Genomic DNA, 12,218 nt, shown 5'->3' on the forward strand with positions numbered 1-12,218 from the left:
GTTTGTGGGGTATGTGGCGTCAATCTGGGGGGTTTAATGATCCTTGCGGCTCTGGTGGCCCTTATCGCGCTCGGATAAGGGCCACCAGAGCCGCAAGGATCTTGCATGACACCGGCAGGAGGCACCCGTGCCATCCAGCCTGACGGCACCCGGACCGTGCCTCGGCTCGCCGCGATCTGCCAACGCACGAGCTAGCGGAGAACGCGGCCTCGCAGCACGATGCGACGGGGCGCGCGGACCACGCGGAGATCGCTGCGGGGGTCGGTGTCGTAGACGACCAGGTCGGCGAGGCCGCCCTCGACCAGGCCGGGCAGCCCGAGCCAGATTCTCGCGCCCCACGACGCCGCGGCCAGCACCGCCTCGGCGGGCATCCCGGCCATCGTGTGCAGCAACATCATTTCCTCGGCGGCCTCGCCGTGCGCGATCCCGCCGCCCGCGTCCGTCCCGACGTAGATCGGCACGCCCGCCTCGAACGCGGACCGCACCACCTCCGGATTGCGGTCGCGGAGCGCGCGCATGTGCGCGGCGTACCCCGGGAATTTGCCCTCGGCCTGGGAAGCGATGTCGCCGAACGTCAAAATGTTGATCATCGTGGGGACGAACGCGGTGCCGCGCCGGGCCATCTCGTCGATCACATCCGGGCTGAGTCCGGTCCCGTGCTCGACCGAGTCGACCCCGGCCCGCACCATGATCTCCACACCCTCCTCGGAGAACGTGTGCACCGCCGCCCGCGCGCCCGCCGCGTGCGCCGCCTCGACAGCGGCCGTCAGCGTGGCCGCGTCCCAGGTCGGCGCCAGGTCCCCGGCGCCGCGGTCGATCCAGTCCCCGACCAGCTTCACCCAGCCGTTCCCGGCCTTGGCCTGCTCCGCGACGGTCGCCGGGACATCCGCGGCCTCGACCTCGACGGCGGTGTTCCGCAGGTAGCGCCGGGGAGCGGCGATATGCCGTCCCGCCCTGATCAGCCGTGGCATCTCCGGGTCGTCATCCAGTTCGGCGTAGGGCAGCGGCGACCCAGCATCCCTGATCGCAAGCACACCCGCGTCCCGGTCCACGAGCGCGAACCCGCGTGCCTGCTCGACCGACTCCGCCGGCGCCCCGCCGGGCGCGATCCCCGGATGACAGTGGGCGTCCACAAGCCCCGGCAGCACGAACCCGCCGTCCACCACGGTCTCCGCCCCGGGCTGCGGCTCGAACGTGACCCGGTCCCCGACCAGCCACAGATCCCGCACCTCATCATCGGGCAGCAACACCCCACGCACATGCAACGCCATGCGCCCAGTCTTACCCGATCAGCTGCCGGACCGGCCGGATCGGTGCGCAAGCTGCTCGCTTCCCGTTCGGTGGCCCCAGACGACGGGCCACCGCATCCAGACCGATCAGCGACGGCGGCTGGGCGGACCGAGCGCCCGATCGCGTCGCGCCGTGAACGCCGGAAGGTCGATCGCGGTCTTCCACGGCCGCTCGGTCACGAAGACGTCTTCGGTCTCGGTGACGACCTGGTAAAGATCGCCCATGAGCACCCGCTCGGTAAGCGAAATCTGATCACCGCGAGGGTCGATCACCCAGTAGGTCTGCACCCGGGCGCGGGCGAACAACGCGGTCTTGTCCCGCCGGTCTCGTGTCCGGGATTCCGGCGAGATGACCTCGGCAACGAGCAGCGCACCCCGAATCGGCGCCGGGCTCACGCCCGAGTCCTTTTCAGGGATGATCACCACGTCGGGTCTGGGCTCATTACGGTGATCGACAGCCAGGGACAGATCATTCACGACCATGAGGTCGGATGGGCACTCCGCCTCCAACGCGTTCGCCACGTGACGACAGATCCAATTGTGAACACCAACCGCTGACGGCAAGCTGATCAACCTTCCGTTGATCAGCTCGTACCGAAGGTCCGGCGGAAGCTGCGCCAGATCGTCGACCGTCCAGTCGTCCCGGTCGGGCAGGGTGGGCGCCAACGTCATCAGCTCCTCCTTCGAAGTAAGTCGGTACATCTGAGGGGATGTCACCAACTTAATCGACTATGCCGCCTTCGCGCTGGCCGCGCACCCGAACGGGTGAGCGAAATCAGGCCTCGTCGTCACGCTTCTTGGGGGGCTTGTTGAGCTTGTTGAAGTCGAGGTTGGGGAGTTTGAAGCCGGGCATTCCGCCGCCGAGCGCGTTCGGGTCCATGCCCGGGGGGAGCTGGGGCATGCCGCCCATGCCCGGGAAGCCACCGGGCATCCCGCCGGTACGCGGCCGGTTGTTGCCGCCGCCCTTCGTACCCTTGCGCTTGTTCTTGGGGGATTTTGTGGCCTTGCGGCGGTTGTTCGCGCCGGGGAGGCCCATCATGCCGCCCATCTGCTTCATCATCTTCTGCGCGTCGGCGAAGCGGTTGAGCAGCTGGTTCACGTCCATCACCTGGACGCCGGCGCCGTTGGCGATGCGTGCGCGCCGGGAGCCGTTGAGGATCTTCGGGTTGGTGCGCTCGGCCGGGGTCATCGAGCGGATGATCGCGGTGACCCGGTCGAAGTGCTTGTCGTCCAGCTCGGACAGCTGGTCCTTCATCTGGCCCATGCCGGGCATCATGCTCAGCACGTTGGCGATCGGGCCCATCCGGCGGACGGCGACGAGCTGGTCGAGGAAGTCCTCAAGCGTGAACTGCTCGCCACCGAGCAGCTTCGCCGTCATCTTCTCCTTCTGATCCTCGTCGAAGGCCGCCTCGGCCTGCTCGATGAGGGTCAGCACGTCGCCCATGCCGAGGATCCGGCTGGCCATCCGGTCCGGGTGGAAGACGTCGAAGTCCTCCATCTTCTCGCCTGTGGACGCGAAGAGGATCGGCTGGCCGGTGACGTGGCGGACGGAGAGCGCGGCGCCACCGCGGGCGTCGCCGTCGAGCTTGGAGAGGACCACGCCGGTGATGCCGACGCCGTCACGGAACGCCTCGGCGGTACGCACCGCGTCCTGGCCGACCATGGCGTCGATGACGAAGATGACCTCGTCCGGGTCGACGGCGTCGCGGATGCCGGCGGCCTGCGCCATCATCTCCTGGTCGATGCCGAGGCGGCCGGCGGTGTCGACGATGACGATGTCGCGGGCCTGGCGCTTGGCGTGCTCGATGGAGTCGCGGGCGACCTGGATCGGGTCGCCGGCGCCGTTACCCGCGGAGGGTGCGTAGACCTCGACGCCGGCCCGCTCGCCGAGCACCTGCAGCTGGTTCACCGCGTTCGGCCGCTGGAGGTCGGCGGCGACGAGCAGCGGCTGGTGGCCCTGATTCTTGAGCCAGCGGGCGAGCTTGCCGGCGAGTGTGGTCTTACCGGCGCCCTGGAGGCCGGCGAGCATGATCACGGTCGGCGGGTTCTTGGCGAACTGGAGTCGCCGGCCCTCGCCGCCGAGGATGCCGATCAGCTCCTCGTGCACGATCTTGATGACCTGCTGCGCCGGGTTGAGCGCGTCGGAGACGATCGCGCCGCGCGCCCGTTCCTTGAGCGTGTGGATGAACGCCTTGACCACCGGCAGCGCGACGTCCGCCTCAAGCAGCGCGAGACGGATCTCGCGCGCGGTGGCGTCGATGTCGGCGTCGGTGAGCTTGCCCTTGCCGCGGAGCTTGCCGAAGATCCCGGAGAGGCGGTCACTCAAGGTGTCAAACACTGCTCAACATCCCATTCCTGCTGAAGTACGCACGGCACAGAAAGGCCTGAGGCTAGGGTAGCCGCTCCGTCAGTCAAGGGCTGCGGCTGCCAGCACAGCGGCCGACACCTTGTCCCGCAGCGACTCGTCCATCCCGGCCCCGACCAGGTAGAACGCGTCGACGACGTCGCCGCCGAGCGTGGAGATCCGGGCGGCGCGCACTGATGCGCCGGCCTCTTCGAGCGCGGTCGCCAGCCGGTAGAGGAGCCCTGCCGAGTCCGCGGCGCGCACCTCGAGCACCACCGCGTCCGTGGCCACCTCGCGGTGCCAGACGACCTTGGGAGCCGCGCCGGTACGGGTCTGGACCGCGCGCCCCCGCAGCCGCTGGGTCACCGACACGTCGCCGTTGAGCACCCGGCGCAGGTCCGCGGTGAGCGCGATCGGTTCCGCGGGCGTGCCGTACCGCGGCTGTACCCGCAGCTCAAGCACCGCCCGCTCCCCCACTGTGGTCACGTCCGCGGAGAGCACGTCCAGCCGGTGCAGGGAGAGGCAGCCGGCCACGGCCGCGAGCAGCCCGCGCCGGTCCACGGCCGCGACCGCGACCCGGTCCTCGCCGTCCAGGTGCACCGCGGGCAGCGGCGCGTCGAGCAGCGCCGGGTCCGGGGAGGCGAGGCGGGGCAGCGCGCCGGTGTCGAGCGCGGTGTGCACTCGGCTGACCAGCTCCTTTATCAGCCGCCCTTTCCAGTCCGACCAGGCGGCCGGCCCGGTGGCGGTGGCGTCCGCGCGGGCGAGCCCGTGCAGCAGGTCGAGCGTGAGCGGGTCGACGACCGCGTCCGCGACGCGCCTGATGGTGACCGGGTCGCTGAGGTCGCGGCGGGTGGCCACCTCGGGCAGCAGCAGGTGCAGCCGGACCAGCCGTTCGATGAGTGCGACCTCGTCCGGCGGATATCCGATGCGTTCCGCGATTGCGGCCGCGATCGGCGCACCTACCGTGCTGTGGTCGCCGGGCAGGCCCTTGCCGACGTCGTGCAGAAACGCGGCGAGCAGCAGCAGGTCCGGGCGGTCGACCTCGCGGGCGAACGCGGTGGCCTCGGAAGCGGCCTGGACCAGGTGCCGGTCGAGCGTGTAACGGTGTACCGCATTGTGCTGGGGCAGGCTGCGCATGCGGGCCCACTCCGGCAGCCAGCCGTCGACGAGGCCGTACCTGTCGCAGGTCTCCCAGGTGCCGGGCAGGCCGGGGCCGGCGCCGAGCAGCGTGATCAGCGCGGACCGGGCCGCCTCGGGCCAGGGCGCGGGCAGCGGCGGGCAGTAGGTGGCAAGCCACTCGCAGGTGGCGCGCGCGATCGGCAGCTGCGCGACCGCGGCGGCAGCGGCGACCCGGAGCGAGAGGCTGGGGTCCGGGCGCGGGCCGATCGCGGTACGTGCCAGCACGAGTTCGCCGTCGTGCTCGACCACGTCGCGGGCGACCGGCCGGCGGACCGGCGCGTTGGAGCCGAGCGGGCGGCGGCGGCCGGAGCGCAGTCGTTCCGCGGCCCGCCAGGCGTCGTCGACCGCGTGCGCGATGGTTCGCGCGTCGCCGGACACCCGGCGCAGTAGCGCGTCGCCGTCGTCGAGTCCGAGCGAGGTGGCCACGGTCTGCCGTTCCTGGGCGACGAGCCGGTCGACGCGGCGGCCGACCGCGAGGTGCAGCGCGTCGCGGACGTCGAGCATGTGCAGGTTGGCGGCGCGGACCGCGGGGCGCATGGTGTCGGCGATCCCGGCTCGGCCCATGCCGCGGAGGATGGTGACGTCGCGCAGCCCGCCGGCCGCCTCCTTGACGTCGCCCTCAAGCAGGAAGGCCAGCTCACCGTGCGCGCGCCAGCGGCTGTGGGTGACGTCGCGAAGGGCGTCCAGACGGCGGACCGCGGTGCGCCGCCACTGGTCGGCGGACTCGCTGATCAGCCGGGCGGACAGCGCGGCGTCGCCGGCCACGTGCCGCGCGTCGAGCAGGCCGAGCGCGGCCTTGACGTCCTCGGAAGCCACGTCAAGAGCTTCGTCGACGGTACGGACGGAGTGGTCAAGCTTCAGCTTCGCGTCCCAGACCGGGTACCAGATCGTGGCGGCGAGCTCCTCGACGCCGGGCACGCCGGTGTGCACGAGCACCAGGTCGAGGTCGCTGAACGGGGCGACCTCCCGGCGGCCGAGCCCACCCACCGCGACAAGTGAGACGCCGGGTACGCCGGCCGGGAAGAGCGTGGTCAGCCAGGTGTCGAACGCCGCCGCACGCGAGGTGCGTGCGGCGGCGCCGATGGTGTTCATATTCGCGTTGCTTACAGCGCGTCGAGGCCGCGCTCGCCGGTCCGGACCCGGATGACGTCGTCGACGGTGGTCACCCAGACCTTGCCGTCGCCGATCTTCCCGGTACGGGCGGCGGTGACGACCGCGTCGACGACCTTCTCGACGTCGATCTCGTCGGTCAGCACCTCGACCCGGATCTTGGGCAGGAACTCCACCGTGTACTCCGCGCCGCGGTAGACCTCGGTGTGCCCCTTCTGCCGGCCATAGCCCTGCACCTCGCTCACGGTGAGCCCGGCGACGCCGAGGGCGTGCAGGGCCTCCTTCACCGCGTCGAGCTGGTACGGCTTGATGACCGCGGTCACCAGCTTCATGCTCAGTCCCTCCATCGTGGCAACTTAACCGGCGACCTTTTCGGCCTTTTCACTGGCCGGGGCGGGCTCGACGCTTGTGTCAACGCCGGCCGAGGGGGCGATGCCCGCCATGGCGAACGCGCCGCCACCTGTGGGAGCGGAGAAGTCGTACGCGCTCTCCGCGTGCTCGGTCTGGTCGACGCCCTGCGACTCTGCCTCGGCCGTGACGGTCATGCCGATCGTCTTGTCGATGGCGAAGCCGAGGATCATCGAGATGATCAGGGAGTACGCGAGCACCGCGAACGCCGCGATCGCCTGCTTGCCCAGCTGCCCAGCGCCGCCGCCGTAGAACAGGCCCAGCGGGCCCGCCTCGCCGTAGAACTTCTGGGTGGCGATCAGGCCGATGGACAGCGCACCGACGAGGCCGCCGACCATGTGCACGCCGACCACGTCGAGCGAGTCGTCGAAGCCGAGCTTGTACTTCAGGCCGACCGCCAGGGCGCAGATTGCGCCGGTGACGATGCCCAGGCCGATAGCGCCGATGGGCTCGACGAAGGCACAGGCGGGGGTGATCGCGACCAGGCCGGCGATCGCGCCGGAGGACGCGCCGAGCAGCGTGGGCTTGCCGTCGCGGATCCACTCCACGACGAGCCAGCCGATGATCGCGGCGGCGGTGGCGACCTGGGTGTTCAGGAACGCGACACCGGCGATCGCGTCGGCCGCGCCCTCGGAGCCGGCGTTGAAGCCGAACCAGCCGAACCAGAGCAGGCCGGCGCCGAGCGCCACGGTCGGGACGTTGTGCGGCTTGTAGGCGCCGGACGGCCAGCCGTTGCGCTTGCGCAGGATGATCGCGAGGCCCAGGGCCGCCGCACCCGCGTTGATGTGGACCGCGGTGCCGCCGGCGAAGTCGAAGGCGCCCAGCTCGAAGATCCAGCCGCCGCCCCAGACCCAGTTGGCGACCGGGAAGTAGACGATCGAGGCCCACAGGACCGCGTAGATGATCCAGCCGGCGAACTTGCCACGGTCGGCGAGCACGCCGCTGATCAGCGCGACCGTGATGATGGCGAACATCATCTGGAAGACCGCGAAAACGAACGTCGGGACCGGGACCAGCTCCGACCAGGCGCCGGTGAGGTCCTGCGTCATGAACGCGTACTGCGAGATGTCGCCGAAGTAACCGTTCGTCTTACCGAACGCGAGTGAGAAGCCGTAGAAGACCCAGAGCAGGGACACGATGCCGATGGAGCTGAAGCTCATCATCATCATGTTCAGGATGCCCTTGGACTTGGTCATGCCACCGTAGAAGAGCGCGAGGCCCGGCGTCATGAGCAGGACAAGAGCGGATGAAACAAGCAACCAGGCGGTGTGCCCGGAATCGACTTCGACCGGCACGCTGCCTCCTCTCGGTTTGAATTCCTCCATCCCGGTGGCAGGGCGGCGTCGCCCCGTCGCCGGTTGGGCGAGAGCTTCGCGGGCCGCTGTTTCGCGCTGGGTCTCCAGACCGTTTCCTGAGAGTCACGCCTTGTTTCCAACGTGTGAAGAACTTCTCACCATCAGCAGAACGGATGGTGACAGATCACCTGATCAGCTAGCTTTTCGCCACGATCGACTATCGCAGAGTGTACTCAAGTGCATTCCGCTCGTAGTCGAGCAGCCGCAAATCGCGCATCGGGCGACGGAGATGCCCCTTCTGCACGATGGTCACGAACGCGGGGTCGCCTGCCGCGGCCATCCGCCGGATGCCCTCGACGTGGTCGACGATGCGCTTGCGGATGGTCCGGACCAGGCGGTGCCGGTCGCGCGGGATCAGCCCGTAGGCGTCCGCGAACAGCCGCAGGCGCCGGGGCCGGTTCGGCCGCTTCCAGCCGAGCGTCTGCGAATCCCGGTCGGAGAAGAGCGGCACCCAGGTCCAGGCCGCGTACGCCACGTCGTAGATCCGCGCGCCGGGCGAGGCCAGGTCGAAGTCGATGAGCGCGAGCGTGCCGTCCGGCCGCCAGATCACGTTGTGCGGCGCGGCGTCGTGGTGACAGATCACCTCGGTGTCCGGCGGCGGCGGCCCGAACGAGCGCCATACCGCCCCGGGCGGCGGCTGGAAGCCGTACTGCGCGTCGTGGAACATCCGCAGCATGGTGGCGACCGTGACAAGCGCCTCGTCAGTGACCCAGTGCTCGGCAAGCGGATATTCACCGCACTCGCCCTCGAGGTACGACAGCACCTCGCGCTTCTTCTCGTCTATGCCGAGCGCGCGCGGTGAGCCGCTGAAGCCGACGTACTCCAGGTGGCGCAGCAGCGCGTGCACTGACGGCGTCCACGGGCCCGCGTTGCGGCGCACGGTGTCGCCGACGCGGTGCACGGTGCTGACGTTGCCACCACGCAGCGGCACCTCCTCGTACCCCGGCTCGGGGTGCAGTTGTGGCACCGGCTGTGGCCGGGCCGGCTGCTGGGGCTGCTGCGGCGGGTACTGGTGCACGGGCGGCGGCTGATGCGGCGGCTGGTGCTGCGGCGGCGCCTGGTGATACACGGGCGGCGGCTGCTGTGGCGGCTGGGAGTGCTGGGGCGCGTAGGGCTGCCCGCCCCCGCCCGGCGGCGGCCACGACATGTTCGGCGCGTGGTTCGGATGCGTCATCGACGGATTACGCGTCAGACCCGAGGAGCGCGTCGACGAACTGCACGGGCTCGAAGGGCGCCAGATCGTCCGGGCCCTCGCCCAGTCCGACCAGCTTGACCGGGATGCCCAGCTTGCGCTGCACCGCGATCACGATCCCCCCCTTCGCCGTGCCGTCCAGCTTGGTCAGCACGACACCCGTCACGTCGACCACCTCTGTGAAGACTCTTGCCTGCTCAAGACCGTTCTGCCCGGTGGTGGCGTCGAGTACCAGCAGCGTCTCGTCCACCGGCCCGTGCTTCTCCACGACCCGCTTGACCTTACCCAGCTCGTCCATCAGGCCGACCTTGTTCTGCAGCCGGCCAGCGGTGTCGACCAACACGGTATCCACCCGGATCTCGATACCCCGTTTGACGGCGTCGAAAGCGACGCTCGCCGGGTCTGCCCCCTCCGGCCCGCGGACCACCTCGGCGCCGACCCGGGAACCCCAGGTGGCGAGCTGCTCGGCGGCGGCGGCCCGGAACGTGTCGGCCGCGCCCATCAATACGGTACGCCCGTCCGCGATCAGCACCCGGGCGATCTTGCCGCATGTGGTGGTCTTGCCGGCGCCGTTCACGCCGACCACGAGCACGACGGCCGGGCGGTCGCCGGTGGGCGAGGACTTCAGGGTCCGGTCCATCGCCGGGTCGAGCGCCTCGACCAGCTCCTCGGCCAGCAGCGCGCGCACCTCCGCGGCGGAGCGGGTGCCGAGCACGCGGGTGCGCTCACGCAGCCGCTCGACGATCACTGTGGTCGCCTCGATGCCGACGTCCGCGCCGATCAGGCTGTCCTCGACCTCTTCCCACGTGTCGTCGTCGATGTGGTCGCGGGCGAGCAGGCCGAGCAGGCCCTTGCCGAACACGTTCTGCGAGCGGGACAGCCGGGCCCGCAGCCGGACGAGCCGCCCGGCGGACGGCTCGGGCCGCTCGACGGCCGGCGCCTCGGGAACGACAGGCGCTTCCGGAACGGCAGGCGCTTCCGGAACAACCGGGGCGTCGGCCACCGGAGAGGGAACAACCGGAGAGGGAACAACCGGCGCCGTGACGACGGGCGGCTCCGGGGAGGGCGTAACGGGCGGCAGTGTGGGCCGGCGGCGCAGCCGTGGCACCACCAGACCGATCCCGCCGAGCACCAGCACGCCCAGCAACGCAAGAGCGACGACCACGTAGTCCATTACCGAATCCTGTCAGATAGCCCCACGTGCGTCCCGCCGACCGCACCACCCCTTACCGGGACGGCCCCGGCCCCGTTCAAGCAACGCCCGGGCTCAGCCCCCGGGAACGGGCGGTCGACCCCCGGCCACCGTCCCGGTCAGGTGACCCGCGACACGCCCCGGCTGGCGCGCGGTGGCGGCGGGTGGGCAGGATTAGGCCCACCATCCCCTGGAGGTCCGTTCCATGACGACCGACACGTTGCTCGTCGGGCCGCTGCTGCGGCGCATCGCCGGCACCCGGGCCACGATCTGGGTGGAGACCGCCCACGCGTCCGAGGTCGAGGTGCGGGCCGGCGAGGCGGGTGGGCACGCGACCACGTTCTCGGCGTTCGGTCACCACTACGCGCTTGTCGTGGTGGAGGGGCTGGCAACCGGCTCCGCCACCCCCTACGAGGTGTACGTCAACGGCGAGCACGTCTGGCCGCCGGCGGACTCGCCGTACCCCCGCAGCATCATCCGGACCCGGGGCGACGCGGAGGGTGAGACGACGGCGAAACTGGTGTTCGGGACCTGCCGGGAGACGACGCAGCACGCGACCACGCGGCGGCTGCCGCCGGACGCGCTCGACGCCTACGCGCGCCGCCTGATGCAGCACGAGGGCGACCCCGGGGCCTGGCCGGACATGCTGGTGCTGCTCGGCGACCAGGTCTACGCGGACAAGACGTCGCCGACCGTCCGCCAGCAGCTCAAGGCCCGGCGGTTGCCGCACCACGGGCTGCAGGACGACGTGCAGACGTTCGACGAGTACACGAAGCTCTATCTAGAGTCGTGGCGCGATCCGGAGATCCGCTGGCTCTTCTCCACGGTGCCGTCCGTGATGATGTTCGACGACCACGAGATCATCGACGACTGGAACTCGTCGGCCGCCTGGCGCACGGACATGAAGAACGAGCCGTGGTGGGCCGAGCGGATCGTGAACGGACTCGCCTCCTACTGGGTCTACCAGCACATGGGCAACCTGGCGCCGGAGCAGCTGGAGCTGGACGCGCTCTACCCGAAGGTCGCCGCGGCAGGTGACGCCACCGAGGTGCTGCGCGAGTTCGCCGCCCGGGTGGACCAGGAGGCGGACGTCGGGCATCTGCCGGACAGCTGGAAGTCGCGGCAGTACCAGTGGAGCTTCGCGATCGACCTCGGGCGTACCCGGCTGGTGGTCCTGGACAACCGCTGCAGCCGGGTGCTCGACCCGGACCATCGCGCGATGCTGCCGGCGGCGGAGTGGTCCTGGTTCCTGTCCCAGGCGCACGGCACCACCTTCGATCATCTGGTGGTGGGTTCGTCGCTGCCGTGGCTGATGCCGCCGGCGATCCACCACCTGGAGGCGTGGAACGAGCGGATCAGCGCGTCCCGGCGGCCCCGGGTGGCAGCGTTCGGCGAGAAGCTGCGCCGCGCCGTGGACCTGGAGCACTGGGCCGCGTTCCAGACCTCGTTCGAGGCGATGGCGGACCTGTTCCGGGTGGTGGGCCGCAGCAGCACCGGCCCGGCGTCCATCTCGGTGCTCTCCGGTGATGTACATCACTCGTACGTGGCCCGTGCGGAGTTCGGCCGGGACATCCCGACGCCTGTGCACCAGCTAACCTGTTCGCCGATCCACAACCAGGTGCCGAGCTTCATGCGGCCGCTGATGCGGATCGGCTGGTCGCGCTGGGCCGCGGTGGTCGCGCGCGGGATGGCCGCGCTGACCGGCGTGCGCGGACCGTCGCTGCGCTGGTCCAAGCGCGGCGACGGGCCCTACTTCGGCAACGCGGTCGCCACGCTTACCCACCGGGGGCTTGAGGCGCGGGTGACGATCGAGGGCACCACGCCCGGCGGTGAGCTGGACACGGTCGCCGACGTGGTCCTCACGAAGCAGTAACCTCCGCGTACGGCCCGTTGTTGAACCACAACGCGTCGATGGTGAACGCCTGTCCACTGCCCGTGAACCGCACGACGAGGCGCTCCGGCGACGGCTGGGCCACGTCCGCGGTGAAGCCGCCGGCGGGTGTGGCGGACACCAGGCTCACCACCTGATCCCGGATCTCGATCACCGTCTGCCCGCCGTCAACCTTGAAACTTCGGACATATGTCACCTTGCCGTTCTTTTCGGTCGCCGTCCACCCGTTCACGACCGTCTGTTTCGGCGCGGACGACG

General features: G+C 70.3%; 10 protein-coding genes. 1 reads left to right on the plus strand and 9 read right to left on the minus strand.

Annotated elements, in window-relative coordinates; all coding sequences use genetic code 11:
- Positions 1–191: 191 nt before the first annotated feature.
- The 8 genes from ACIA8K_RS34685 to ftsY all read right to left on the minus strand — a co-directional run bounded on the left by ACIA8K_RS34685 (position 192) and on the right by ftsY (position 10,051).
- Complete coding sequence (locus ACIA8K_RS34685) at positions 192–1,271, minus strand: amidohydrolase family protein (RefSeq protein WP_396067109.1); 1,080 nt, start codon at positions 1,269–1,271, stop codon at positions 192–194.
- Positions 1,272–1,376: 105 nt separating this feature from the next.
- Positions 1,377–1,961 carry a Uma2 family endonuclease gene (locus ACIA8K_RS34690; RefSeq protein WP_396067112.1) on the minus strand — a complete coding sequence of 195 codons (585 nt, stop codon included), beginning with the start codon at positions 1,959–1,961 and terminating at the stop codon, positions 1,377–1,379.
- Positions 1,962–2,064: 103 nt separating this feature from the next.
- Positions 2,065–3,627: a signal recognition particle protein gene (gene ffh / locus ACIA8K_RS34695; RefSeq protein ID WP_396067115.1), complete on the minus strand. Its 1,563-nt coding sequence runs from the start codon at positions 3,625–3,627 to the stop codon at positions 2,065–2,067.
- A gap of 69 nt (positions 3,628–3,696) precedes the next feature.
- A complete protein-coding gene (locus tag ACIA8K_RS34700; protein WP_396067314.1) occupies positions 3,697–5,982 on the minus strand; it encodes a [protein-PII] uridylyltransferase in 2,286 nt (761 codons plus the stop codon).
- Positions 5,916–6,254, minus strand: a complete 339-nt coding sequence (locus ACIA8K_RS34705; protein ID WP_033343873.1) for a P-II family nitrogen regulator — start codon at positions 6,252–6,254, stop codon at positions 5,916–5,918. The genes ACIA8K_RS34700 and ACIA8K_RS34705 overlap by 67 nt, the downstream gene beginning before the upstream one ends.
- A gap of 24 nt (positions 6,255–6,278) precedes the next feature.
- Entirely contained in the window at positions 6,279–7,625 is a 1,347-nt protein-coding gene (locus ACIA8K_RS34710) for an ammonium transporter (protein WP_396067117.1), read from the minus strand.
- A gap of 217 nt (positions 7,626–7,842) precedes the next feature.
- Positions 7,843–8,652, minus strand: a complete 810-nt coding sequence (locus ACIA8K_RS34715) for an aminoglycoside phosphotransferase family protein (protein ID WP_232323834.1) — start codon at positions 8,650–8,652, stop codon at positions 7,843–7,845.
- 214 nt (positions 8,653–8,866) lie between these two features.
- The gene (ftsY, locus tag ACIA8K_RS34720) at positions 8,867–10,051 is read right to left on the minus strand and encodes a signal recognition particle-docking protein FtsY (protein ID WP_396067120.1); all 1,185 of its coding nucleotides are present in this window, start codon (positions 10,049–10,051) and stop codon (positions 8,867–8,869) included.
- A 223-nt stretch (positions 10,052–10,274) separates the two neighbouring features.
- On the opposite strand from ftsY, the gene ACIA8K_RS34725 reads away from it, so the two are divergent.
- Positions 10,275–11,942, plus strand: a complete 1,668-nt coding sequence (locus tag ACIA8K_RS34725; RefSeq protein ID WP_396067124.1) for an alkaline phosphatase D family protein — start codon at positions 10,275–10,277, stop codon at positions 11,940–11,942.
- On the opposite strand, the gene ACIA8K_RS34730 is transcribed toward ACIA8K_RS34725, so the two are convergent.
- Positions 11,929–12,156: a hypothetical protein gene (locus ACIA8K_RS34730; RefSeq protein ID WP_396067127.1), complete on the minus strand. Its 228-nt coding sequence runs from the start codon at positions 12,154–12,156 to the stop codon at positions 11,929–11,931. The genes ACIA8K_RS34725 and ACIA8K_RS34730 overlap by 14 nt on opposite strands.
- Between the last annotated feature and the right edge of the window lie 62 nt (positions 12,157–12,218).

This window comes from Catenuloplanes sp. NPDC051500, assembly GCF_044454585.1.
Classification (GTDB): domain Bacteria; phylum Actinomycetota; class Actinomycetes; order Mycobacteriales; family Micromonosporaceae; genus Catenuloplanes.